Source organism: Pseudoalteromonas sp. 10-33 (genome assembly GCF_001469195.1).
Lineage (GTDB): Bacteria > Pseudomonadota > Gammaproteobacteria > Enterobacterales > Alteromonadaceae > Pseudoalteromonas.
Genome location: NZ_LOFI01000001.1, coordinates 327,132 through 351,676, shown reverse-complemented (window position 1 = coordinate 351,676; position 24,545 = coordinate 327,132). Strand labels below are relative to the sequence as shown.

The window sequence follows — 24,545 nt, the reverse complement described above, 5'->3', positions numbered from 1 at the left end:
AAGCATCAATAGCCAAAGTGTTGTAACTCGAAAACCAGTATTATTATTTTAGTCTTTGCTAATATTTCAGCCTTGAAATATATAAATTTATGTACCTAATAATTATAAAACAACATTGCATTTACATTGTTTTTTGTTTATAAATACACTCGGAATGGACTCTACAAATATTTATTTAGTTGAATTAAGTGTTAATAGTCTGTTTCTAAAATATTTTTGTAATTATTTAAACGGACATAAACATCTTATGCGCATAGTAAAAAGCAACATTAAAACAATTCTAATCTCTGCAATAATGGCATCTACATTAGCTGGATGTGCAACAACATCATCAAAAGTTGTTGAGACCCCTACCGTAGCAAGTTACAACACAACCTATACAGGTACTAAGAGTAAACTTGTAGTAGGTCAATTTGTTAATCGCTCGAGTTTTCAAAATGGTATTTTTTCGTCAGGCCAAGATCGTTTAGGTAACCAAGCCAAAACAACTTTAATGAGCCACTTACAACAAACTAACCGCTTTAGCGTGCTTGATCGCGATAATATGGCAGCACTTGCTGACGAAGCTAAATTAACAGGTACAAAACAAGTAATTAGCGGTGCTAAATTTGTGGTTACTGGCGATGTGACTGAATTTGGTCGTAAAGCAATCGGCGACCGTCAGCTTTTTGGTTTACTTGGTAAGGGTAAATCACAAATTGCTTACGCTAAAGTAACACTCAATATTGTTGATGTTACCACCTCAGAAGTGGTTTACTCAGTTCAAGGAGCAGGTGAATACAGCTTATCTGAACGTGAAGTTGTTGGGTTTGGTAGCACAGCTTCATACGATGCAACTCTTAATGGAAAAGTACTCGACTTAGCAATCCGCGAAGTAGTAAATAAACTAGTTACTGGACTTGAATCTGGTCAATGGGGTGATAAGTAATGAAAAAATTAATAACCCTAGCATTAGTCTGTGCAGCGCTTACAGGATGTAACTCAACCAAAGAACCTATTTACTACTATGGTGAGTATAACACCGCAGTTTATGCTTACTTAAAAGCAGAAGATGTTACCCTTGAAGAACAAATTACTATGCTAGAGCAAGTTATTGCTGACGCAGCAAACAAAAGCAAAGCTATTGCACCTGGGGTTCACGCTCATTTAGGTATGCTTTACTTTGAAACAGGTAATGCTGCATTAGGTACAACTCACTTTGAAACTGAAAAGTCACTGTTTCCAGAATCAACCTCATATATCGACTTTCTATTAAAATCTGCGAAAGGTGCCTAATATGTTCAACTTAAAATCACTTACTGCTGCTGCACTTGTTGCATTACTTGCTGGCTGTGTTTCTCCTCCACCAGCCCATGACTATACTGCATTCAAAGAAGCTGACCCGCATTCAATTATTATCTTACCGCCACTTAATAACACACCTGAAGTCATCGCACCTTATAGCGTAATGACACAAATGGTTGCCCCAATTGCAGAATCTGGATTTTATGTTTTTCCGGTAGCTGTAGTTGAACAAACATTTAAAGGTAATGGTCTTACTGTTGCAAGCGACGTACACCAAGTTCCTGTAGATAAACTTCAAAGTATTTTTGGTGCCGATTCTGCACTTTACATAACCGTTGAAGAGTACGGTACAAGCTATGTTGTAATTTCTAGTGAAACGGCTGTTACTGTTTCTGCATCACTTGTTGATTTGCGTACTGGGGTGCAATTATGGCAAGGCAAAGCGCGTGCTTCATCAGCCGAGCAACAAAATAATAGCGGTGGCGGTTTAGTCGGCATGTTAGTTGTGGCTGCAATAAACCAAATTGCAGAAACCATTACAGACAAAGGGTTCGAGATCGCTGCAATTACATCAAATCGTTTATTATCATCAGATACATACAATGGTCTGCTATATGGCCCACGTTCTCCTAGCTATGGTCAGCCCGTACCAAGCGAGAAAAAGAAATAAATAAAGGTCAAAATAATAATAATAAAGAGCCAAATAATTTAATTATTTGGCTCTTTATTATTTAAACTATAAAAGTAACTCTACTTTATAACACTAAGTCACTAAGTCACTAAGTCACTAAGTCACTACAAACTAAAGAAACACCCCATTTTTTCCGTAAATCCGCAGCTAAAAGTTGCTATTACTACTAATTTACTTCTATAGTAACTCTATATAAACGTTAGGTATTACTATGCAAAAAGCACGAATTCCTGAAGATGAGCAGTCTCGATTAAAAGCCTTATATGAGTATGAAATATTAGATACCGATGCAGAAAAAGTATTTGATGATTTAACTCAGCTAGCTTCAGATATATGTGATACCCCAATATCACTTATAAGCCTTGTCGATCCGCAAAGACAGTGGTTTAAATCAAAGTATGGAATTGAAGCCAGTGAAACAGAGCGTGATATAGCGTTTTGCTCTCATGCTATTTTGCAAGACCAAGTATTTGAAATACAAAATGCATTACTTGATGAGCGCTTTCACGACAACCCTTTAGTTACCAACGATCCCAACATTCGCTTTTATGCAGGCGCGCCCCTTATCACACCGCAAGGCAGTACAATTGGTACTTTATGTGTAATTAGTGATAAACCCAAAAAACTAACCAAAAAGCAAATAAGCGCATTAACTATTTTAGGTAAAGAGGTAATAGCCCAATTAGAGTTAAGGCTAAAAAATAGAGAGCTAAGTAAAGCATTAGAACAGCAAAAAGTTCATAATCAAGAGCTTGAAAAACTAAAAACTGAAGCAGATACATCTAATGATTTAAAAGGTAAATTTTTAGCTAATATGTCGCATGAGCTAAGAACCCCACTTCATGGTATTTTAAACTTAGCCGAATTTGGCTTATCTGACAGCAGTAATAGTGAAAAAGATATTGCGCTAAAAAGTATTCTAAACTCAGCCAATATTTTATCCAATATAGTGAATGACATTTTAGACTTTTCAAAAATAGAAGCCGGAAAATTAGATATTGAACATATCGATTTCAACCTTAAAGACGTTGTTTATGGCGTAATTGAGCCACTAAAAAAACAAGCCTCCGATAAAGGTATAAAGTTTAATGTATCAATAGATAAAAAAGTGGCTAAAACATTAAAAGGTGACCCACTAAGAATATCGCAAATATTAAATAACCTATGCTCAAATGCAATTAAATTTACTCAAGCTGGGCACGTTGATTTAATAATTAACTTAAAAGGTCACTCTTTAAATACACAGAACATAACATTTAAGGTCATAGATACAGGTATAGGGATAAACAAAGCAGCACAAGCAAACTTATTTAAAGAATTTCATCAAGCTGACTCATCTACCTCTCGTAAATTTGGTGGTACAGGATTAGGCCTTTCCATTTGTAATAGATTAAGTCATTTAATGAATGGCAAAATCAGTTTTACAAGTAAAGAAAACGAAGGCTCTACATTTATTTACCAACAAAGCTTTGAAGCATCGATATTAGACGGTTTATTAAAGAAAAACAAAGAAGTAACTAATTTACAAGGCTGTACTATTTTAGTGGCGGAAGATAATAAAATAAATCAAATCGTCGTCAGTAAAATGTTAAAAGCGCATAATGCAAAAGTGGTTTTTAGTGAAAACGGTAAAGAGTGCGTTGATTACTTCATTACCAACCACGTTGATTTAATTTTTATGGATATTCAGATGCCAGTAATGGATGGGGTTGAAGCAACTAAAGCCATAAGAACGCAAGACAAAGGCAAATCAATACCTATAATAGCCATGACTGCTAACACAATGAAACAAGATATTGAGCATTACCTAAATATTGGCATGGACGGTTATTTAACTAAGCCATTTAATAAAGATAGCTTGAACAGCTTGCTTAATGTTTACAACCCAAACAACGAAAATCTCAAAGACTTAGCAATAAAAATTAGTGATCCAAGCATTAAAAGAGAACACAAACTCAAACAAACATGCAGTGAACTAAAAAGATTAATACCTGCGGCCAACAGAGTCAGCTTATGGCTGTTTAATGAAGAATACTCTGAGATAAATTGCTTAATGTGCCTTGATGAGAACGATGAAGTCATTCTTGACTCAGTATTAACAGCAAAAGACTACCCAGATTACTTTAACTACATACTAAGCCACCAAATACTTGATGCCCCCGATGCAAGAAATCACGAAGTTACAAAAGGCTTTACCAAAAGCTATTTTGAGCCATACAATATTTACTCACTACTTGACTACATTTATTTTAAAGATAATAAAGCACTAGGCGTGATTTGCTGCGAAAGTATTGGGTCGAAAATATCATGGACCCATGCAGATAAAGAAGCTCTGATAAAAATAACAGACTTAACTACATTATTTTTATCAAAACAAATAGATCTCAATTGAATTTACGGCTATTCAACCGTAAATCTTTATAGAGTGATTTTACCGATAAATAATAAAAAAGCCGGGCACATTTAATAAGTGATCGGCTTGAGCCGACACGACAATTTATAGTGAAATAACCACTTTCTCCATACCTTCACCACTAGCAAGGCGATCATGCGCTTTACCGGCATCCTCAAGGTTAAATTCAATATTATCTAACACAGGTACAAGGTGCCCTTCATCAATAATTGTTGCAAGCTTAGCTAATATTTCACCATGCTGCTGGCGTTTATGGTACCCCCTTGTTTAGTTTAAACAGCCAGTATATTTACAAGAGATACCCATGATAATACACTCAAATGAACAGCTAGTTTTAAAATTTAATTAATAATAGGCTTTAATAATGAACAATGAACACCTAAAGTTATTCGTTCGAGTCGCCTCTACACACAATATTAGTTCAGCAGGCGCGGAACTTGGCCTTTCGCCGCCAGTAGCTAGCATGCATATTATTAAACTTGAGGAATCGCTTGGTGTAAAACTAATCCACCGTACAACAAGGCGAGTTTCACTAACTGAAGAAGGCCATGAGTTTTTACCTCACGCTGAAGAAATATTAAATGCTATAAACAGTGCAAAAGCAGCTGTAGGTGCTGGCTCTTTTACACCTCAAGGCACGATTCGTGTTGCAGCCCCCTCCTCATTTGGTCGCATGCATATAGTGCCCGCACTTAAAGCTTTTATTGATCAGCACCCTGAGCTTAAAGTCGATTTAAGACAAAGCGATAGTATTGTAGACATGGTAGAAGGTGGTTTTGATATCGCTATCAGAAATGCCGAGCTTAACGATTCAACCCTCGTAGCCAGAAAGCTCGCCCGCGATCGACGTATTATATGTGCCTCCCCTGACTACATTGCAGAACATGGGGAACCTAAAACACCACACGACCTTCTTAACCACAATTGTATTAACTTAATTGGTATCGAACATTGGAATTTTAAAACAGCAAACGGCATTGAAAAAATTAAAGTTAAAGGCAATATTCGTATTGATAATGGAGAGTCAATAAGAGATGCATGCATTGATGGAGCCGGCATTACCATCTCATCAATATGGTGTGTTCACCAAGCATTAGCACAAGGGACCCTAGTTCAAATATTAAAAGACTACCCCATGGATTCAAATCCTGCCATTTGGGCGGTATATCCAAGCTCTCGATTGCTTGCGCCAAAAGTACGTGCGTTTATCGACTTTTTTATAAAGCATTATGGTGAAATCCCATATTGGGAAACAACGTGAGTGGCGAGTTATTAAACTTTCAACTGGGTGTAGTACTTAAAAACGTAAAGTTTTTTCTGTTAAAGAATTTAAATACCAGTACATATTAAAAAACACTAATCTATATTAATTATTAATAATTTGGTTTATTCTTTAAAACTAGTTATTTAAGCATGGAGGCAATCAAATAATGCAGTTTTTCATTCCCTCCTTACACAAATAAAATTATTCTACAAACATACAATTAGTGTCTGCTTAAATTTTCACCTAAATTAACTACAAGGTTACTGACTATATGAAAATATCACGCACATTATTAACATCTGTTGCCATTGTTGTTATTGCTGGCTGTAATACAGTTGCAGAAAAAAGCGCAAATACATCTGTTTCAAATCTGCCCGATTGGGTGTTAAACCCTCATGTAAGTGACGGCATTGCCGCGACAGATTGTGTGAAGTTTTCAGGCAACTTATCTGTTGATAAAAAACTCGCAACAGCAAATAGTCGTCTAGCGCTAGCGCAACAAATAGAAACACGGATTGAAGGGCTTGAAAAAACATATAGCAATCGTACAGACTCAAACGACGATACCACTGTTGGTACAAGCTTTAGTTCTGTTTCAAAACAACTAACCAAACAAAAATTGCAAGGCTCTAGGCTAATAAAATCGGATATTGTTAATATATCTGGAAAAGATCATTTTTGTGTACTTACAGCGCTTGAACCAAATCAAACAAAATCCTTATTCAATGATATTCTTAAACAAAGCCAACGAACCATAAACCCCGCTGACGAAAAGTTTTTGTATCAAGAATTCAAAGCCAAAAAAGCCGAAAACGACCTAGATCAAGAAATAAAAAAACTAACTAATTAATTACATAGTTGTCGGTCAAAAAACTTCACCAAATTACTACGCGTGAAGTTTTCCATTATAAGTAAAAATATGACAGAAAATAATAATCAAACATCAACCTGGAAAAAAGTACAAAGCTCTATCTTAATGGCAGCCGCTATATTGATTTCTATTGGGCAATGGGGTGATACAAAAGATGTTCTTAAAAGTGCTTACTCTGCGTTCGTAGAGAACTTTACACATAAAGTTCAGTATAAGCAGATAGATAAAGTTAACATAGGTAATAGCATCGCTTACATCAAAACATTTCTAGGGGAGCCCAATGCAGTAAAAAGGTCACGAATAGATATTGATGTTGAGTTTTACTATTACATTAGAAAAAAGTTTATCTTTACAGTAATCACTTCTGACAAGCGTATTAATGGTTACTCCGTAGTGTCACGTATCGCAGACTTTTCTCCTGAGATACCTTTCTCGGGTCCACTGGGAAAATCAACAATTTTAGAGAAAAATTCAAGTGAATTTGAATACAGCTTTGATAATCGTAATTTGACTTATTATCTAGAATCTCAAAATCTTGGTAAAGAAAAAATGTTTCTTTCTTTATCTAAAGGGTTTATTGGCTACGCCGCAGTTCCGAGCTCCGTGGAAATACCAGAAAAATATTTAGCAACAATAAAAACAAGTATTAACACGATGGACTCTTTGGCTACCTACTCAGATAACCTTAATGAGTTGAAAAAGGAAGTTGACTCATTACGAGCGAAGATAAAGCCCAACTATTATGCGGTTAGTGAATTAGAAAGCAAAATTGTTGCAGAGTCCTTACTCACCCGATTTGAGTACCAAACATTAACAAAAAGTTGATAAAGGTTTTTTATGAGTTTATTTAAACTTAATTTATATGCGTCACTATTTACCACCTTAATGCTAAATGTAACGGAGATTTCAGCACAACAAACAAATGATCCATTTGAGCAATTAGAGCAAGAAATGGCCGCTTTGGAAAAAGAAGGCAGCGCAGAAGAACTAAAAGAGTTTAACGACTGGAAAGAAACCTACTTATCTGAATATCAAGTTTTTAGGCGTAAACATTTTAAAAAACTTGATGATATACGCGACAAACTTATTAACACGTGGGGGGAAACAGATCCTCAGCTTTCTAGTCAAACGACCTACTATAGTCCTGACAACAAGGCAAAAACCACCATTGACTATGAAAAAGATCAGATAAGTATAAGCATTTTGCATAATGAGCAAGATCACATTTCTACAAATGATATCAGTAACGCTCTAAAAAGTACGTTAAATACTAATGAAGTGGTAGCGAACAAAATAAAAAGCACTTCGTTTAAGGTACTTAAAAAAAATATAGAAAATACCTCTCCCATTGAAACGCCAGTTGAAGTAATTGCACAGCCTGAAACATTGATAGAAAAAGAAATTAATAAAATAAATAAGCAAGCTATTGAAGCTCGCCAACAAGTTGAAAAAGTGTTTGATATGTCTTTACAACGATCATCACCTGTTCAGCTAGATAGCGACAATTTACTAGCCAAAAAGAAATTGAATGCAGAAATAGCAAAAATAGAAGTCGAAAAAGCACAGCGTATAAAAAGGTTAAAAGCGTCGCAAGTAGAGGGTAACGCGATTAAACAAAGAGAAAAGCTAAAAAATAAACGAGTTACCACCTACACCATACCGCTTGACCATAGCAGTTTTATAAAAAAAGCAGCACCCTATAAAAGTATTGTTAGTAAGCATAGTAAGCTTTGGCAGTTGCCCGAGAGTTTGCTTTTTTCGATTATCCATACTGAAAGCCACTTTAATACTCAAGCAGAATCTCCAATCCCGGCCTTTGGTTTAATGCAGATTGTGCCTATAAGTGCAGGAGCTGATGTTAATCTTTTTTTACATAAGAAAAAGAACATTATGAGCAAGGAGTATTTATTCAACCCAAAGAATAATATTGAAACAGGTGTTGCATATATGCACCTTTTAAACACACGCTATTTGGCTAAAATAAGTAATCAGCAAAGTCGATTTTATTGCATGATTGCAGCTTACAACACCGGAGCAGGGAACGTAGCTAAAGCCTTTAACACCGATAACTCAAGAAATATCAACAAAGCTTCTAACATAATAAATAAAATGACGCCTGAAGAGGTCTATGACAAGCTTATTACAGACCTACCATACGAAGAAACAAAAAAGTATTTACAAAAGGTGCTAGAACGTCAACCTATTTATAAATCTATGGAACAAATTTAAAACTACTTATCTGGTAATTAATTGCCTTCCCAGCAAAAAAGGCGTTAGTTATGCCCCAACATGGAAATGGAAAAAGCGATGCTAAATATAAAAAAAACATTCTCACATTCATTATACTTTTTAAGTTTATTGGCTGTACTTACTGGCTGTGCTTCAAAAGTTGAAGTTGATTCAACAATGAATATGCCTAGTAAGTCAGGCCTTGCTCTTGATCATATTGCTGTAGTTGGTTTTAACGGCGATAAATATAACATTAAGGGAAATGCGCTTTCAGCAAAAGTAAAAGCTAAATTAATGAGCCATGGATACGTAAAGGTACATGCCAATTCCCCCTATAAGCTGGTTGGTGAAATTTCGCCATCTCGAGTAGAGCGTAATTCATGGAGTGAAAAGCATGAAGGAAAAAAAGAAACGTGGTACAGCTATCATGCATCAGTTAAACAAACTTTAACCCTAACTTACTACGTTATTTATGGCCAGCAAACACTAAATAGTGCTTCTGAAACATTCACTTATAGTAAAGAAAAGAGCTCAAGCGAAAATAGAAGCAAAGCAAAAGATAAGCTCCGGACCGATTCTGAAGTTGCTGACTTTTTGATAGAAAAGGCGGCTGACTTTGTTGTTAAACAAATTTCCCCATATCGTTCTTTAGTAAAACTTAATTACCTAAACGGGGAAGATGAAAATATTGATTTAGGTATAGAGTACGTAAAAAAAGACCGTTTAAGCCAAGCTTTTAGTATTTTTGAACAAGTTGCTCAAAATAGTAATTCAATTGAAGATCAAGCCATAGCCCTTCACAACCAAGGTTTAATAAAATTAATGCAGGGCAAACATACAGAAGCTTATGACTTAATGACAAAAGCGAATCTTATCGATCCTAGAAACTTTGATATTCTTGATTCAATAAAAGAAGTAGAAGACTACAAAGTATTAAGTGATGCGCATAAAAAGCAAAGAGGTCTAAAATGAGAATATTACTGTTAATTCTAATTACTTTTTTAGCGGGGTGCGCTACCAGCAAAAATAGTGAATACGACATCGTTATTCCTTTGGCTGAAAGCAATAAAATAAAACCTCAGCCAACCGAACAGTCGAGTAGTAGCTTTAAAATACACTACAAAAAAGATATCAATAACAAGCCTATAGTAAAAACTATAAACAGATCGACTACGGTTATGGGTAGCGATGATGAAACCTTAAAAAACTTAAAAGAGCGCGCCAAAAAAGATATAGTCCAACTAGCTACAGAGGAAGTAAATGGTGTTGTTATAGCCTCAACATCGAAGACTAATACGACTATTATTAACGTTGACTCAAACAAAAATAACACACGCTACTCAAGACAGGACTTTACTGAGAAAGCCGTCGCACAAACAGCTGGAATTGCGCAAGTAAAAAACTTGCAATGCCAAACACTACCAACTAAAGCAAGTAACTTAACAGTAACGTGCAGTGCTGATGTTACGGTACATCTAATTGAGAATATTGATTTTACTCAATAAACTTTTACAGCGACCTGAGCCTAGAGCATTATTATAAATAAGGCCACAAGTGTGGCCTTATTTATAATAACTTAACGCAAAGCCTAATATATTTCAGCACTTACAAATGTATACACGTAGTTACTAAACTCTGGCTTAGTTAAATGCCCACCCTCAGAAATCGTGTCTAAAAGTTTTGTATAACTGTTTGCATCGGTTGCATTTCCAGCATAACCATAAAGTAATACCGTTAACTCTTCTAAAATAACCTCGTCGGTAGGTTCAGGGAATACACTACCAAAAGATAGATCTGGAATTTGACCACTTATGCCCGCTTTTATTGTCCAATCAAATCGGCTTTCTGCTGCATCATCAACTAAAAAGCTGTAACCCCATATTGTACGAGCAAATCGGTTGTCAACATTACCAAAGTCAAAGCTTGAATCACTGTTTTCAGTAAATTGAAGTAAACTAAACCCTAAATCATCAGTAACGCTCGGAAGCGTGGTCAGCTGATAATTACCATTACTATCTATTGCGCTTCGGGCATAACTTTGAATCTCAACGTCAACACCATCTACATTCATAAGGTCTGACATAAAATCAAGCTGCACATAAAAATTATGCTCAGTCACTGTTGGGAATACAAAAAGCGTGCTTGATATTTCAGAGCCACTATATTGAACAAACCTATACGTATTATCAGCTTCTATGTAACCTCGAGTACTAGCATAATCAGCATCAACATCTAATTGAACTGGAACTTCAACACCGTCATGAATAAAGTCTTCATCCGTGAGAGTAATAACTGATGAGTTTACCGGTATATCAATAACGGCAGCTTTCGCATCAACTGAGTACCTAGAAAGCGCCGTTAAATAAAGCTTGTTATCATTCGGGCAAATATTTACAGACCCTGAAACTTCATTACCTTGTGATTGATATATTGTGTAATCAGACGCAATCGTGCTTAGCGCTGTTGTATCAACATTATATTCAGTACATCCACAATCACCTGTGAAGTCATTAAAATAAAAGGTGCCTAAATTAGTTCTATTTTCAATATCAAGCTCAGTGATAATTTGCTTATAACCGCCGTCTTCTTCATCAAACACATCACCTAGTACTGATACATGTTTTGTACCAGTGGGTAACTCACCTGAAAATTTACCTTCTGCATCGGTTTTAACAGAACCGATAGCATCGCCATCATCACTATGAAAAACAACATCTGCTTGGTACGCAGAATCAGCCCCGCATTCGCGTGTTAATGTTTGTAAGGCAATAGTTTGAAGCTGAGCTGTGCTGCCACCGCTTGACGAGCTGCCAGAGCTACTTTCTGATGAAGAGCCACCGCATGCGCTAAGCGTTAAAGAAAGTGTAATAGCAAGCGGGGTAAGTATAAATTTATTCATTTTAATTAGTCCGTTAAATTGGTTCACCTACCATTATCTCAACTTAAGCAAAACAATAACAAGGTAACCATCACCAAAATGCTTACAAAATTGCAATAGTTTGTAAACAAAGCACTGTTAAATACCTCGCAAACAACGTTGTTCATCAAATTAACTCGCTTACTCGAGTGAATTTATTAAAAACTACACTACGCTTTATGTATTAAATAGCTAATAGCCGTTTACTTGCTCAACCATTGCTTAACCAAAATACTGAGATAAATACACTATAGGACTGACCTTATGAATCGCTTACTTAGGCGACTATCTATTATTCAACTCTCTTTGCTGACCTCAATAATATTAATGGTTTTTATTTTTATACTTTTAATACAAAACATCACAAATAAATGGCAAGAGTCGCAAACACTACAGCAAGATATAACTTTAATTAGCCTTCTCGATGCGCTTGAAAAAGTGGCACATAATCATGCTGTAGAGCGCGGTTTAACAGCAGGTTTTTTAGGAAGCGGCTCAGATGCAGCAAAAAATAAAGTACTCGCGCAACGCCAAAAGGCAGATGCTTCAATACAGCATTTAAAGTCGGTAAGTGCTCAACTCACGAAAAACGCTACAAAGGTCTCTAAAAATTTAAGTATTCTTTTTGATCTCAATGCTGAAAAAGCGGCATTACGCACTCAAGTTGATAATAAAGCAGCCCCTGGTGCATTCGCGTTTTACAGTAAACTAAACCAAATTTCACTTGATGTAGCGGCAAACCTGAGCAGCCAAATAAAGCACCCTGTGTTATCTAAAGATCTCAATATTGCTTTTTTACTCGCTCACTATAAAGAGCGCTTAGGTCAAAACCGAGGAAAAATAAACGGCACTTTAGCTAAAAAGCAATTAACGAGTGTTACGCAGCAAAATATTGCCTTATACAATTCAGAAATAGATTTGCTCAATCAATACTTAATAGCTAACTTACAAGGCCAGCAATTACAAAGCTTTAACAACATTATACAAAGCGATGACTCACGTAAAATTAATACAATAACAAATACATTACTGAGCACAAACTCCCCAAACTTTACGACTTTGCCGGCAGCGTCGGAGTGGTTTCCTATGGCAACACAGCAAATAACTCAAATTAAACAATTACTAGACACCCAATGGAATACGGTTGATAAAGATGGCCTTGAATTAAAAGAAGCAGCCGATACAACGCTTACACTCACTATTATCTACTTTTTGGTTACGTTAGCTATCATAGCGTACCTAAACTTTCATTTATTAAGTACTCTCAAAAAGGAATTAAGCCAACTAACGTCACTTTTGCTTAAAGCCGAAAAAGGCGACCTAACAATAGATATAAGGCTCAAAAGTAAAGATGAACTCGGCGAAATATCAAATGCTATCCACAATACTATTTTCGCTTTTAAAGACCTGCTATTAGGGCTTGATCATTCAATCAATTCAGGCTCAAAACTCAGTGATGATATGAGTAATGCAACAAAAACAGTACTTGATGATTCAAACAAAACACTGGCTATGGCAAGTAATATAGCCACCGCAATAGAAGAAATGGCCGCAACAAGCCGCGAAATAGCAGGCTCAGCTTCTGAAACACTCAGCTCGAGTGACGAGTTAAACAAACAAGCCAATCTATTGATTGAAGATAACAAACTTAGCCAAAGCTCTATTAGTGAGCTTGCTACAGGCATGTCTAATGTAGAGGAGGTAGTGAGTAAAATGGATCAGCAGGTAGCGAGCATATCGTCCATTTTAGATTCAATTAGTAGCATTGCCGAGCAAACTAATTTACTCGCGCTCAATGCCGCTATTGAAGCAGCAAGAGCAGGTGAGCATGGTAGAGGGTTTGCCGTTGTTGCCGACGAAGTAAGAAGCCTTGCAGGAAACAGTAAAGAATCATCAGAAAAAATTTCGTCTTTGCTCGGCGAGTTACAGTCTATCAGCGACCAAGTAGTTAGCTCTATTGTAGCAAGTACTAAATTATCAAAAGCCACTTTAGAGCGATTTGATCAAGCAAGAGCGGTATCCGAGCAAGTCCATGCACAAAGTAAAGTACTCGAAAACTTAGCCATGAACGTGTCATCAGCCGCAGAACAACAGTCTGCAGTTGCGTCAAATATAGCAGTGGATGCTGCAAGCGTATTTGAATACGCCAACCACGAAGTTGAAGCAGCACGTAAGCAAGAAGAAATATTTAATGAAATGCGACTCAACACTGAAACCCTGCAACACACAATGAAAAACTTTAAGTTTCAATAGTTACTAGCAACCTTGTAATACAGCTAGAGGCTAATTGCTTAAGCAAAATAAACCAAAGCAATTAGCCCGCTTTATTAAGTTACTTTACCTGCCAAGTTAAACCGTGGCTCGGCGTATAACTTTGTTGTAACTACATCAACTAACGTATTTACCGCGTTCCACACATCTTCAAACGAGGTGTACAAAGGCGTAAAACCAAACCGTAAAATGTTAGGCGCTCTAAAGTCAGCTATAACGCCTTTTTCTATTAATGCTTGGCAAATAGCGAATGCCTGGTTATGCGAAAAAGCCAATTGGCTTCCACGTTGTATTGAATCCTCAGTAGAGCATAAACGCAAATCAACCAAGCTAGCATGCGAATGCACTAAAGCAATAAACACATCGGCTAAAGCAATCGACTTAGCCCTCACATCGCTTATTTTAACGTTTTCCCATACATCAAGCGCGGCATCTAACGCACTCATACCGATAACACTTGGCGTACCACATAAATACTGATTAATACTTTCTGGCCGCTCGTAATGGGCATTAAATGCAAATGGTTTTGCATGCCCCATCCAACCGCTTAATGGCTGTTTAACTGTACTTTGGTGGCGCTTGGCAACATATAAAAAGGCGGGCGCCCCTGGGCCACCATTTAAATATTTGTAGCCACAGCCTACTGCAAAATCAACGTTGCATTTATCCAACTCAACCGGCAATGCACCTGCACTATGCGCTAAATCCCATATCACTAAAATACCTTTTTGCTGAGCGAGCTTTGTTAGCTTTTGCATATTTAAAAGCTTACCGGTTCTAAAGTTAACTTGGGTAAGTAACAATACAGCGATGTCGTCAGTTAAGTTTTGCTCAATACATTGCTCTTCAACTAATTTTAATTGGCATAAATCAGTGCCTAATAAATCGCTTAAACCTTGCACCATGTATAAATCGGTCGGAAAATTATCTTGCGTTGATAGCACTTTACTACGACCCGTGTTTAACATAAGCGCGCTGCTTAAAAGCTTAAATAAATTTATTGAAATCGAATCACAACAAATTACCTGGCCTTTTTCGGCACCAACTATGGGCGCTATCTTTTCGCCAACCTGCGTAGGTAAATCAATCCATTGGTGATCGTTCCAGCTCCTAATTAAATGGCTTCCCCACTGCTCGCTCACTACTTGTGCCACTCTGGTTTTAACCGCTTTGGGTAAAGCTCCTAGCGAATTACCGTCTAAATAAATAGTATTTGCGGGTAAATCAAATTCATCACGCTTGCTTGCAAGTACATCGGCTTTATCAAGCGCTACAATATCATCAAAATTCATTTATCTATTCCGTTTAAATGTTCAACTAACGTGCTAAAAGCAGCAGAACCTGGGTGTATCCAATCAAAATGCCCCCCCCCTTTGAGTAAATCTACCGGCCGATTAAGTTGCTCTAAATTATACGCCGGGACAATGCTGTCATTCGCACCTTGTAAAATTATGCTTTGCGCATGCAAGGGTTGCTCACTTGGGTTGGCCTGAGTGTATTGTTCGGGCTTATCGCTTGGCATACCTTGCATAAAATCTTTAGTTACTTTTTGACAGCTATTAGTACCTGCCGCGTAGGCTTTAATATCGGTAATGGGAGCAAGGCCAATTACGCCTTTTAATTCACTTATTTTTCCGCCCGCAAGTAACGCTAAATGCCCACCAGCCGAGTGCCCCACAACAACAGCATTATTAAGTTTAAACTCACCACTATTGTAAGTACTTGATGCTAAAATACCGGCTTTTATATCGTTAAATGTAACTGGCCAACCGCCACCGCTTTCGCCGCTTCGGCGATATTCCACCGACCATACATTAAACCCTGCCTGTGCCAAGCCCGTGCTTAACGCATAAGTATGTTTTATATCGTATGCACTTAGCCAACAGCCACCATGCAGTAATACCACCAACGGCTTTGATTTAGTTTGTTCAACATGCGTAGCTCGCCACAGTAATGCAAATTGTGATTCGTCACTGCCATACTGTATTTTTTCGTTAGCATTTACAAAACCGAGCGACGCCACTTTAGAATACGCAACATTGTCTTCAACAACAGGAAACTCAATGTTGTTGGTAGTCGTACATCCACTTAAAATCCACATACCTAAAAGTAAAACAACCGTATTTTTCACAACACAACTTCCTTTTTAAATCTTAAAAATAGCACCTTGCGCCTATTAAACTGCAAGCCTACTTGTACGTATTATTTGCGTTATCACGTCACTTAGTCATTAATTAATAACACTTTAGTGACTGTAATTATTATTGTTATACACAAACTGGGCGTAATAAATAATCTTTTATGTTTGCGTATTTAATTAATCAGACGCTATAAAAGCAGCACCAAGTTAACCATGCTAAAAGCGACGAGTAAAGTTACTGCGTTTAAGCTAATGCTTAATAGAAAATAACTATTAACTTAGCTTTAAGGTGTTGGGCACTAAAAGCTGATGTATAATGACCCACTCTGGCTATTATTATGCCCTCAAGTGGACACTAGAATGAAAAAACTATCTAAAGTACAAGAAAAACAACAAGCGCTTGTGCTTAACGTTGCCGATAAAATAGAAGAGCAAGGCCGCACTGAACTACCCGGTATGCTGCAATGTTGGTTTGACGTGGAGTATCACTTATTTCCGGGCTCGTTACTTATGTGCTTTCAGTTTGAAAACCAACAAGCCCTTGATGCCGCAGAGCCCGACATATTAAAATGGCAAAAACGATTAAGCGGCGCCATGCTTAAAAAAGGCGTTATTTTAAAAGACATGCGCAAACACCTAAAATTCACATTAAATGGCCCAGACGACTAAACGCGTTAGCAAAAAAATCGCCTAATATTTACCAACAAAGATTTAAATCTTCTCTGCATTAAACTCTGTTACATGCGTTATTAATTGTGGAAAAAACGCTAAAAAAGCCTCATCCAACTGGTAGTAATGACGTTTTATATCTTGGGCAGCGCCTGCAAATTGGTTGGCAAAGCGAATACGATTAGCAATGTTGTCTAGCGCAGTCCCCACACCATTAATAGTTTCGTAATCTTTAAACCAATCGTGTTTAGTTATGCTAGTAACCACCCGCTGCATACGCGGCGGCATGTGCGCTAACCGCTGATTTAAAAGCCCAAAACTGTTACGTTTAAAATCACTCAAAGGTTGCTCACTAAACTGCTGCCAATGCGTAATTAAAAAGTGATCAAACACCACATCTATTGCCACGCCTGCAAAGCGCCTTCGCGCTGGCGAAAAATACTGTTTAGCCTCTTTAACAACGGGGTGCGCATCTGTGAACTTATCAACTAAATAGTGATTATTTAACGCATTTTTTACAGGCTCACTCAGTTGTGCCACATGCCTATGGCCGCCAAAATCGCCTAGTAAATTTCCAAAATGGGAATCAGCCGTTGGCTTTGCAAAATAAAGGTGAGCTAAATAATTCAATGTGTTCTCAAGTTTATTACTCTGTTTAAATAGTAACTTAGGGATCTAACATATACTATGCTTCGTATAGATTTAGTCTAATTATGAAGTTGAGCAACATGGAAAATATATTTCAAACTAGCCGTTTTTTAGTTGTCATTGCGGTTATCACCGCAGCAGTATCATCGCTCCTTGTTTATGTTTCATGCATTAATATTGTTTTTAATATAGTGGTTTCAACCATTCTCGACCTGCCCGACTCAGCCAAAGCAGGTAAAGCCCTTATAGTTGAACTACTTAAAATACTCGATTTACTTTTAATAGGTATTACCTTGCAAGTTATAGCCATTAGCTTATACCGCTTGTTTATATCGCCTGCTAAATCAAAAGAAAGTAAATTTTTAGCCGCTTTTAATATTAAAGACTTTCATGATTTAAAAATAACCCTCGTACAAGTAACCTCAGTTGTTCTTGTCATACTATTTTTAGAACATGCAGTGGAATTTGGCGGCACAATAGAAACCCTGTACTTAGGAATAGCCATTGCAATTGTTATAGCAGCCTCAACATTTGCATGGCGTTCAATGAAAGACTAGCTATAAATAGTTTTATAAACGTTTTTAATACGCCAAATTACAAATAAGTGGATTACAGTGCCACGTGCTTTTACATTCAAATTACGGCTTAAGTTAGGCTGCTTTCTTTTCGGTATATAAATTGCTGTTACTCATGTTCTTGCTTTAAAAATTAAACATAAATATGGCTATCTATATTTAGCAAAAGGAGAACATTATGATTAACAAACAACTAATTACGACTATAGGTATAGGTTTGGCAGCAGCTTCTGCAGGTATGCTAACAAGGAAAACTTTACAAAAATCATGGGAAAAGGTTACCAACGAACCAGCCCCAAAAGACAAGCCAAGCGAAAATACAGATATTAAAGAAGCAGTAACTTGGGCGGTCGTTTCAGGCATTGGAGCCGGCGTAGCAAGAATGGCAGTGCGTTATATTCTCGACAAACGTCAATCCAAATAAGTTTTAAATTAATGCCTCTTGTAATATTAGTGTTCACAAGAGGTTTAACTTCTCTCTCACTCCACCAGCCTATAATTACCCTGAACAATATAGATATGAACGCTCACTATATTCCTGTAATAGAATGTGTACGATTACCCACATAATTTATATAACCTGAGTATAGGGTGCCACCATAAAATAATGCTCAAGCAGTATACAACTCTTTCTCTTTGGTTAAATTATTGGTTCAACGTTTTGTTTTGCTAACTTGTCTGTTTTGACGTTATCTTAATTGGGCAACTATAACTATTAGATAATAATTAAACAAAAGGAATGTACCGATGTTGAATATTACAGCAACAAGTTTATATAGATCTGCACTCTCAGTTTTAACCTGCTTATCTTTGTTAAGTGTTTTAATCGTACCAATAGCAAGTGCTTCAGAGCAATCTGAACCCACCGCATTAGTAGGCGGAAGGCTGATAGATGGCTTTGGTAATCAGCCACTAGCCAACAGTGTCATACTAGTAAAAAACGGGCTCATTGAAAAAGTTGGAACAGTTGATACTTTATCTATACCTACGGGGTACAAAATTGTCTCAACAGAAGGGATGGATGTACTTCCAGGCCTTTGGGAAAATCATGCACATTTAATGCTAAATGGTCATGCTGATTACACGCACTGGCATAAAGAATATACTTCTAAACTAACAAACGAAATAATGCCAGCAAGCGCTGAACAATTATTGTTAGCTGGGATCACCAGTGCCCGCGATTTAGGCGCACCATTAAAAGACTCCATTACAATAAAAAATAAAATAGACAATGGTGAAATTCCAGGCCCACGCTTGTTTGTTTCGGGTCCCTTTTTGCAACACGAAGCCTACCCTGGTACCGAGCTGTATAGGTGGGGTGTTAAAAACGTTGAAGATGCCAAAAAAAAGGTCAACAAATTGGCTGATGCAGGTGTTGATATTATCAAACTCATTGACCACGACATTATGAAACTTGAGGTAGCACAAGCTATTGTTGACCAAGCCCATAAACGCAATTTAGTCGTCGTTGCTCACTCACATAAACCTGACGAAATTAGACGAGGCTTAGAAATAGGGGTGGATAATTTTGAGCACACAGGACTTACCACAGCCCCCGAATTTCCCAACGATGTGATTACTTTACTCAGAGAGCGTACAGCCAAAGGCAGAATTGCCGGCGGACCACTTTATTGGACCCCAACAGTAGAAGGACTTTGGAATTATGACTTAACAGTTGCCAACCCTGAGCGTTTAGATAATACATGCTGGCACCGAGGCTTAGAACAAAGCACTATTGATGATATTCGCGGCTCATTAAAAAACGTAGGCGAACTTGAATATATGCAATTAACACCAATGCGCAAACCTACGTTAAAACGTAAAATTCAACAATTAAAAGAATCTGGCGTAGTTTTATTGGTAGGTACCGACAGCGGAATACCAACCAAATTTCACTGCCAAAGCACATGGAACGAATTAGCTGTATGGGTAAACGAAATGGAAATTTCTGCAATGGATACAATTCGTGCCGCGACTTATTGGCCATCAGTGCTAATGAAAGTAAACGATAAAGTGGGAACGGTAAGCGAAGGGAAATATGCAGATATTATTGCTGTTAAAGGTGATGTATTGCGTTATATAAACCTTTTACAGCATGTTGATCTAGTCATGAAAAACGGTAAAGTTTATAAACTAGATGGTAAAGCGACAGCTTATAAATAAAGTCCTAAACCTTTTATTCTCCACTTCTTTAATACACGTTGGAAGTGGAGGAAATTTATTAAATATTCTAACTTTGTTCACCTGTAAAAGAAGCTTAATATTAGCTTTATAAATAAAAAAATAAATTAAACAAAAGCAAATATCAGTCGATTCAACGTTAATAGGTTGCTGTAAGTTAACAATAATAGGATAGTAAATTACATATAAAACAATCGCGTTATCTTAGGAATATTATGATCAAAGTATTATTAGCGACCAGCTTAATAGCCTCTTCATTCGCTGCTTTAAGTAATCCTTTAACTGTTGAAGAACAGCGCATCAACAAAGCCCAATTAGCAATGCCCAATGTTTTAAAAGCATTTACCCCACAAATATCAAGTTTTGAGCAACAATTTAAAGAATTAAACAACTTTAAAAGTGCAAAAATATTAGTACAACGCTTTAGTTTTGAACTGTGGGAAAGTGCCAAGCAACGCATAATAAAAACCAATAATTACGACGACCGAGCGCTTTACTGGGCGCGCCTACTTTCAAGCAAAGTAATACGTACAACATCACCTAAGTTTTCAATTACGCAGGCTCAACTCAATACGTTACTAACCCTACTTGAGGAAGGCAGCAGAGGCCGCACCGACCTTACTTTTTCATCAGGCAGCACTAAAAAAATATTACTTACAGGCTTTGACCCTTTTTTACTCGATAGAAACATAAACCAAAGTAACCCCTCAGGTGTTGCAGCGTTATTACTCGACGGCCAAGTTATTAATTACAACGGCATAAGCGCAGAAATTAACACCGTTATGGTGCCTGTGCGCTACGAAGACTTTGATCAAGGCATAATAGAATCACTGCTTGCCCCCTACTACGCACTTAATAATGTAGACATGGTAGTCACCGTAAGTATGGGCAGAACACAATTTGATTTAGAGCACTTTCCGGGTAAACGCCGTAGTGTAACCGCCCCCGATAACGCTAATATTGTGTATGGCGGAACGCAAACAAGCCCAGTAATACCAAAACTTAATGGCCGACCACTCCCAGGTAACGAGTTTGTAAAATTTAGCTTGCCTGTAAATTACATGCAAAACGCCAAAGGCCCCTATAAAGTTATCGACAATCGTGAAGTCACCACGCTTGAAAAAACCTATAAAGCGCCTTCGTACGGCGAGCTTAAAAATAGTATTGCGGTAAATGGCGGCGGTGGTGGTTACCTGTCTAACGAAATATCGTACCGAAGTATTCGCCTGCGCGATGCGCTTAATTCAAGTATACCTACAGGGCATATTCATACCCCACGTATACAACAATTCGAACCTGAAACAGAAGCTAAAATAGTAAAACAAATAAAGGCAATGCTAGAGCAAAGCTTAGTCGCTCTATAGTTTATAACTACCAATTTAAGCGCATAAAAAAGGGCAATAACATTGCCCTTTATTATAATCAGCTGAATATGGCTTTTTATGATTGGTAGGTGGAGAATATTTTTATTGGCGCCTTCATGAAACGCTTACTTTAACGAAATAATAAAACGAAGTTATTAAAGACAAATTTTGCATTTTTTCACTCACAAATATGAAATAAAACACTCTCTACAGGCTGCCCTTAAAAATAAATAAAATATAACGACTATTTATCTAGGTCTGACAAAAACATACTTTCAGGTACTTTATTTTTAATCATAACGTCATGGTATGTACCGTCGCTTATACCCAAATCAATAGCTTTATTCACTACCGCCATAACTTTTAAACTTTCAGCAATGTCTTTTGCAAATGCAACATGAATTGAACGTTTCTCAATCACGTCGGAGTCAAATAATATGTCGTTTTTAAATTCAATCAACTCAGTGCTTAACAAATACTTGCCATAGCTTTCTGACATAATTAAGCGGTCTACTTTTTGGTTAAAAAGCAGTTTAAACCCTTGCTGAGCCGTGGCAACTTCTAACAGCTCATAAGTGTGATAACCCGTTAATATTTTATCGTGCACACCTAAACGAACACCCGCAATAATATTTTCTTCGTCTTTTCTATCCTTATGATAAAAAGCACCAAACGCCCCCACTCCAATTGGCTTTGACAAAACCGCCCACTGCTCTCTTCCTGGCAGGTTAGCAGCTAAAAATAAACCGTCAGCTTTTCCTGACTGAGTATAATAGTTCGCTCTAGCCCAAGGTAAAACAATGGCGTCTACTTTATACCCTATTTTGGCTAAACTTTGATTTAAAAATTGCCAACTAGCACGATAAATTGGGTAATTCTCCATCAGCATTTTGTCATGATCGTGACCAACCGCAAACATAATGGTTTTACCCTTTTCGCTGGCATGTAACGAGCTTATATTAAAGCATAAAATGCAAAGTAGAATGACCGCTCTACGAACCATAGTAACCTCTTATTTAAAAGGGAATTTATAAGGTATAAGTCAACAAGGGGTCAGTCAACAAGGGGTCACCCATTAGAAAGTTCCGGTCAAGCAGGCAGCTGTGTTTTCTTGATTTTTTTATTCAAAAACCAAGTGTTGTTATTTTTAAACTCAATTTGAATATGGCTACGCATCCAGTAATGACGTCGATTGGTGTGAATATGCACCAGTCACCCATATGAATTTAGGCAGTTTAATTAAGCATTATTGATGATTAATTAATGCCCTTGGCTTTCGCCTCAGTCATCGTTTAGTTCCAATATCAGTCCAGTTTCTGGCTGTGTTTACACACTGCGCTGTAACAATTCTGTGGTTTATGCTTGAACATAACCAACCCTTTGTGGCTCAAACATTGGGCATATCCAGTATTTAAAATATGAGCGGTTAACGTGCAGACTCAATCAAATCTAATGGTTTTACCAACCCCATTACTAGCTCAACACGTTAACCAAATTTTTTATAGTCGCTAAGCAAACGCCTTGTATTCATCGAATGGTACATTGTCTTTAAGCACGTGATAACAGGCTCTTGCGAGCTTATGCGCAACCGTTTTAATTGCGATAACTTGGTTCGTTTTAGCCAGTTTTCGTTGATAATATTTTTTAACTGTTGGGTTATAACGAATGGCAAAGTTAGCAGCCTCAGTAAAGGCCCACGCTAAATAACGATTACCATTCTTCTGATTCGTCGCGCCTTTTTTCTTTCCATTACTGTACCTTGCCCCTTTAACACAGCGGCAATACGATGAGAAATTCCCTGGGCTATCAAAACGTTTAATAGTGCCTGTCTCTAACATAATGGTCAGTGCTAACGTATTCCCAATTCCATCGATACTGGTTAGGTTTATAAACTCAGGGGAGAGCGATGTTTGTTGTAATATAGCGCTCTCTATTGCATTGATTTGCTGTTGAGCACAGCGTATTAATGAGAGATTAGAAATGACCGACAGTGCTGTATTCGTTGAGCTGAAATCGGTGTGTACTTGCTCAACATTGACGCCTTTTCTGATAGCGGCCATTTGTTTGATTTTGTTGCTACTGAGCTTGTATCCAAGATGACGCATGTAACAACTTTGCACTGATAATAAGTTTTTAGTGGACTGTTGAACAATGTCCATTCGTTTACGCATTAAGTCGCGAACAGCCCTGAGCTCTCGAGGATAAATATAGCCTTCAGGCAGAATGTTTAAACGTAGCATTTCAGCTAACCAACACGCATCACTGTGGTCATCAGCATGCTTTAAGCCTGAATATTGCTGGATTGCAGCAGGGTTTGCTAAGTGTAGTTTAAATTCTGCATCCATTAATGCATCAACTAACCAATACCAATTAAATGTTGATTCAACAACAAGCCCTGTTAACTTGTCTTTATAAGGGGCTAAGAAAGATAAAATGACAGACATATCATTATTTAAACGCTTGCAGCTAAGCGTTTCACCGTGTTCATTAATGATAGCAATAACACTATTATTTGAATGCAAGTCAATTCCACCATATAGTTTCATACTAAGTTCCTCGGGGTACAGTTTATGTTTTGGTCAACACAACTGTATCGAAAAACTCGAGGAGCTTTCTATATGATTATCAAATCTTGACTTCAGACATCAAACAATCTCGAAGTTCTTCCCACTGTAATTTAACCTGCTTATTTTCAATGATTAATGCATTTAATCTACCAACAGCTTTTGATATGGCCGAATAGTGTTTAACATTAAAAACATCTGCTAATGCCTGCAAATTTAATCCCGTTAAATCTTGGCACAATTTAATAGCATACCATCGGGGTAAGTTTTTTTCTTTTCGCCCCTTTTTAACCATTACTATATCATCTACCTCAACATTAAAGTGGTTAGCCAAGTAGGTAATTACATCATTCGCTGAATGCCTTTTACTAACAAGCTTACTTTCATTGTTTGATGTTGCAATATAGCCTTTAATGCTTTCAACAAAGTCATCACTGCCTAGCACCGACAATAACTTTTTAGCA

Annotated in this window: 23 protein-coding genes and 1 pseudogene; 16 read left to right on the top strand and 8 right to left on the bottom strand. The window is 37.2% G+C overall.

Annotation, left to right across the window (positions count from 1 at the left end):
* Positions 1 to 247 precede the first annotated feature (247 nt).
* From ATS76_RS01610 to ATS76_RS01595, 4 genes are all read left to right on the top strand, one after another.
* Positions 248 to 928, top strand: a complete 681-nt coding sequence (locus ATS76_RS01610; RefSeq protein ID WP_058550771.1) for a CsgG/HfaB family protein — start codon at positions 248 to 250, stop codon at positions 926 to 928.
* On the top strand, positions 928 to 1,275 hold the full coding sequence (locus ATS76_RS01605; protein WP_058550770.1) for a DUF4810 domain-containing protein: 348 nt from the start codon (positions 928 to 930) through the stop codon (positions 1,273 to 1,275). Before ATS76_RS01610 ends, ATS76_RS01605 begins: the two co-directional genes overlap by 1 nt.
* A gap of 1 nt (position 1,276) precedes the next feature.
* Positions 1,277 to 1,954 (top strand): DUF799 domain-containing protein, encoded by a 678-nt coding sequence (locus ATS76_RS01600; RefSeq protein ID WP_058550769.1) that lies wholly within the window; start codon positions 1,277 to 1,279, stop codon positions 1,952 to 1,954.
* Positions 1,955 to 2,186: 232 nt separating this feature from the next.
* Positions 2,187 to 4,367 carry a GAF domain-containing hybrid sensor histidine kinase/response regulator gene (locus ATS76_RS01595; protein ID WP_058550768.1) on the top strand — a complete coding sequence of 727 codons (2,181 nt, stop codon included), beginning with the start codon at positions 2,187 to 2,189 and terminating at the stop codon, positions 4,365 to 4,367.
* A 105-nt stretch (positions 4,368 to 4,472) separates the two neighbouring features.
* Here the strand turns inward: ATS76_RS01595 and ATS76_RS18955 are convergent.
* Positions 4,473 to 4,622 (bottom strand): annotated as a pseudogene (locus ATS76_RS18955) (zinc-binding dehydrogenase); the annotation flags it as partial.
* A 130-nt stretch (positions 4,623 to 4,752) separates the two neighbouring features.
* Between ATS76_RS18955 and ATS76_RS01590 the strand changes: the two are divergent.
* The 6 genes from ATS76_RS01590 (at position 4,753) to ATS76_RS01565 (ending at position 10,257) form a co-directional block, all read left to right on the top strand.
* Positions 4,753 to 5,649 carry a LysR family transcriptional regulator gene (locus tag ATS76_RS01590; RefSeq protein WP_058550767.1) on the top strand — a complete coding sequence of 299 codons (897 nt, stop codon included), beginning with the start codon at positions 4,753 to 4,755 and terminating at the stop codon, positions 5,647 to 5,649.
* Between the two features lie 274 nt (positions 5,650 to 5,923).
* Positions 5,924 to 6,502 (top strand): LPP20 family lipoprotein, encoded by a 579-nt coding sequence (locus ATS76_RS01585; protein WP_058550766.1) that lies wholly within the window; start codon positions 5,924 to 5,926, stop codon positions 6,500 to 6,502.
* 69 nt (positions 6,503 to 6,571) lie between these two features.
* The gene (locus ATS76_RS01580; protein ID WP_058550765.1) at positions 6,572 to 7,348 is read left to right on the top strand and encodes an ETEC_3214 domain-containing protein; all 777 of its coding nucleotides are present in this window, start codon (positions 6,572 to 6,574) and stop codon (positions 7,346 to 7,348) included.
* Positions 7,349 to 7,360: 12 nt separating this feature from the next.
* On the top strand, positions 7,361 to 8,752 hold the full coding sequence (locus ATS76_RS01575; protein ID WP_058550764.1) for a transglycosylase SLT domain-containing protein: 1,392 nt from the start codon (positions 7,361 to 7,363) through the stop codon (positions 8,750 to 8,752).
* A gap of 78 nt (positions 8,753 to 8,830) precedes the next feature.
* Positions 8,831 to 9,724: a hypothetical protein gene (locus ATS76_RS01570; protein WP_235590894.1), complete on the top strand. Its 894-nt coding sequence runs from the start codon at positions 8,831 to 8,833 to the stop codon at positions 9,722 to 9,724.
* Positions 9,721 to 10,257, top strand: a complete 537-nt coding sequence (locus ATS76_RS01565) for a hypothetical protein (protein WP_058550762.1) — start codon at positions 9,721 to 9,723, stop codon at positions 10,255 to 10,257. Before ATS76_RS01570 ends, ATS76_RS01565 begins: the two co-directional genes overlap by 4 nt.
* A gap of 83 nt (positions 10,258 to 10,340) precedes the next feature.
* Here the strand turns inward: ATS76_RS01565 and ATS76_RS01560 are convergent, their stop codons facing one another.
* Positions 10,341 to 11,651, bottom strand: a complete 1,311-nt coding sequence (locus ATS76_RS01560; protein WP_058550761.1) for a hypothetical protein — start codon at positions 11,649 to 11,651, stop codon at positions 10,341 to 10,343.
* Positions 11,652 to 11,933: 282 nt separating this feature from the next.
* Between ATS76_RS01560 and ATS76_RS01555 the strand changes: the two genes are divergently transcribed.
* Positions 11,934 to 13,922 (top strand): methyl-accepting chemotaxis protein, encoded by a 1,989-nt coding sequence (locus tag ATS76_RS01555; RefSeq protein ID WP_058550760.1) that lies wholly within the window; start codon positions 11,934 to 11,936, stop codon positions 13,920 to 13,922.
* Positions 13,923 to 13,996: 74 nt separating this feature from the next.
* On the opposite strand, the gene kynU is transcribed toward ATS76_RS01555, so the two are convergent.
* Together kynU and ATS76_RS01545 are read right to left on the bottom strand one after the other, a co-directional pair.
* Positions 13,997 to 15,232 (bottom strand): kynureninase, encoded by a 1,236-nt coding sequence (kynU, locus tag ATS76_RS01550; protein WP_058550759.1) that lies wholly within the window; start codon positions 15,230 to 15,232, stop codon positions 13,997 to 13,999.
* A complete protein-coding gene (locus tag ATS76_RS01545; protein ID WP_058550758.1) occupies positions 15,229 to 16,071 on the bottom strand; it encodes an alpha/beta hydrolase family protein in 843 nt (280 codons plus the stop codon). The genes kynU and ATS76_RS01545 overlap by 4 nt, the downstream gene beginning before the upstream one ends.
* A 369-nt stretch (positions 16,072 to 16,440) precedes the next feature.
* Between ATS76_RS01545 and ATS76_RS01540 the strand changes: the two genes are divergently transcribed.
* Positions 16,441 to 16,749 carry a hypothetical protein gene (locus ATS76_RS01540; protein WP_058550757.1) on the top strand — a complete coding sequence of 103 codons (309 nt, stop codon included), beginning with the start codon at positions 16,441 to 16,443 and terminating at the stop codon, positions 16,747 to 16,749.
* A 42-nt stretch (positions 16,750 to 16,791) separates the two neighbouring features.
* Here the strand turns inward: ATS76_RS01540 and ATS76_RS01535 are convergent, their stop codons facing one another.
* A complete protein-coding gene (locus ATS76_RS01535; RefSeq protein WP_058550756.1) occupies positions 16,792 to 17,379 on the bottom strand; it encodes an acyl carrier protein phosphodiesterase in 588 nt (195 codons plus the stop codon).
* A 98-nt stretch (positions 17,380 to 17,477) separates the two neighbouring features.
* Here ATS76_RS01535 and ATS76_RS01530 point away from each other — a divergent pair, with 98 nt between their 5' ends.
* The 4 genes from ATS76_RS01530 to ATS76_RS01515 all read left to right on the top strand — a co-directional run bounded on the left by ATS76_RS01530 (position 17,478) and on the right by ATS76_RS01515 (position 21,517).
* On the top strand, positions 17,478 to 17,954 hold the full coding sequence (locus ATS76_RS01530; RefSeq protein ID WP_082664310.1) for a YqhA family protein: 477 nt from the start codon (positions 17,478 to 17,480) through the stop codon (positions 17,952 to 17,954).
* A gap of 196 nt (positions 17,955 to 18,150) precedes the next feature.
* The gene (locus ATS76_RS01525) at positions 18,151 to 18,396 is read left to right on the top strand and encodes a DUF4235 domain-containing protein (RefSeq protein ID WP_058550754.1); all 246 of its coding nucleotides are present in this window, start codon (positions 18,151 to 18,153) and stop codon (positions 18,394 to 18,396) included.
* Positions 18,397 to 18,719: 323 nt separating this feature from the next.
* Entirely contained in the window at positions 18,720 to 20,135 is a 1,416-nt protein-coding gene (locus tag ATS76_RS01520) for an amidohydrolase family protein (protein ID WP_058550753.1), read from the top strand.
* A gap of 233 nt (positions 20,136 to 20,368) precedes the next feature.
* On the top strand, positions 20,369 to 21,517 hold the full coding sequence (locus ATS76_RS01515; RefSeq protein WP_058550752.1) for a hypothetical protein: 1,149 nt from the start codon (positions 20,369 to 20,371) through the stop codon (positions 21,515 to 21,517).
* Positions 21,518 to 21,761: 244 nt separating this feature from the next.
* Here ATS76_RS01515 and ATS76_RS01510 read toward each other — a convergent pair whose 3' ends face one another.
* From ATS76_RS01510 to ATS76_RS01500, 3 genes are all read right to left on the bottom strand, one after another.
* Positions 21,762 to 22,520 carry a substrate-binding periplasmic protein gene (locus ATS76_RS01510; protein ID WP_058550751.1) on the bottom strand — a complete coding sequence of 253 codons (759 nt, stop codon included), beginning with the start codon at positions 22,518 to 22,520 and terminating at the stop codon, positions 21,762 to 21,764.
* Positions 22,521 to 23,025: 505 nt separating this feature from the next.
* Complete coding sequence (locus tag ATS76_RS01505; protein WP_058550750.1) at positions 23,026 to 24,063, bottom strand: IS110 family transposase; 1,038 nt, start codon at positions 24,061 to 24,063, stop codon at positions 23,026 to 23,028.
* A 79-nt stretch (positions 24,064 to 24,142) separates the two neighbouring features.
* A complete protein-coding gene (locus ATS76_RS01500; RefSeq protein WP_235590892.1) occupies positions 24,143 to 24,526 on the bottom strand; it encodes a helix-turn-helix domain-containing protein in 384 nt (127 codons plus the stop codon).
* Positions 24,527 to 24,545 lie beyond the last annotated feature (19 nt).

Coding starts and splice junctions, on each gene's coding strand:
- ATS76_RS01610 (WP_058550771.1), top strand. CDS start 248: ATGCGCATAGTAAAAAGCAACATTAAAACAATTCTAATCTCTGCAATA.
- ATS76_RS01605 (WP_058550770.1), top strand. CDS start 928: ATGAAAAAATTAATAACCCTAGCATTAGTCTGTGCAGCGCTTACAGGA.
- ATS76_RS01600 (WP_058550769.1), top strand. CDS start 1,277: ATGTTCAACTTAAAATCACTTACTGCTGCTGCACTTGTTGCATTACTT.
- ATS76_RS01595 (WP_058550768.1), top strand. CDS start 2,187: ATGCAAAAAGCACGAATTCCTGAAGATGAGCAGTCTCGATTAAAAGCC.
- ATS76_RS01590 (WP_058550767.1), top strand. CDS start 4,753: ATGAACAATGAACACCTAAAGTTATTCGTTCGAGTCGCCTCTACACAC.
- ATS76_RS01585 (WP_058550766.1), top strand. CDS start 5,924: ATGAAAATATCACGCACATTATTAACATCTGTTGCCATTGTTGTTATT.
- ATS76_RS01580 (WP_058550765.1), top strand. CDS start 6,572: ATGACAGAAAATAATAATCAAACATCAACCTGGAAAAAAGTACAAAGC.
- ATS76_RS01575 (WP_058550764.1), top strand. CDS start 7,361: ATGAGTTTATTTAAACTTAATTTATATGCGTCACTATTTACCACCTTA.
- ATS76_RS01570 (WP_235590894.1), top strand. CDS start 8,831: ATGCTAAATATAAAAAAAACATTCTCACATTCATTATACTTTTTAAGT.
- ATS76_RS01565 (WP_058550762.1), top strand. CDS start 9,721: ATGAGAATATTACTGTTAATTCTAATTACTTTTTTAGCGGGGTGCGCT.
- ATS76_RS01560 (WP_058550761.1), bottom strand. CDS start 11,651: ATGAATAAATTTATACTTACCCCGCTTGCTATTACACTTTCTTTAACG.
- ATS76_RS01555 (WP_058550760.1), top strand. CDS start 11,934: ATGAATCGCTTACTTAGGCGACTATCTATTATTCAACTCTCTTTGCTG.
- kynU (WP_058550759.1), bottom strand. CDS start 15,232: ATGAATTTTGATGATATTGTAGCGCTTGATAAAGCCGATGTACTTGCA.
- ATS76_RS01540 (WP_058550757.1), top strand. CDS start 16,441: ATGAAAAAACTATCTAAAGTACAAGAAAAACAACAAGCGCTTGTGCTT.
- ATS76_RS01530 (WP_082664310.1), top strand. CDS start 17,478: ATGGAAAATATATTTCAAACTAGCCGTTTTTTAGTTGTCATTGCGGTT.
- ATS76_RS01525 (WP_058550754.1), top strand. CDS start 18,151: ATGATTAACAAACAACTAATTACGACTATAGGTATAGGTTTGGCAGCA.
- ATS76_RS01520 (WP_058550753.1), top strand. CDS start 18,720: ATGTTGAATATTACAGCAACAAGTTTATATAGATCTGCACTCTCAGTT.
- ATS76_RS01515 (WP_058550752.1), top strand. CDS start 20,369: ATGATCAAAGTATTATTAGCGACCAGCTTAATAGCCTCTTCATTCGCT.
- ATS76_RS01510 (WP_058550751.1), bottom strand. CDS start 22,520: ATGGTTCGTAGAGCGGTCATTCTACTTTGCATTTTATGCTTTAATATA.
- ATS76_RS01505 (WP_058550750.1), bottom strand. CDS start 24,063: ATGAAACTATATGGTGGAATTGACTTGCATTCAAATAATAGTGTTATT.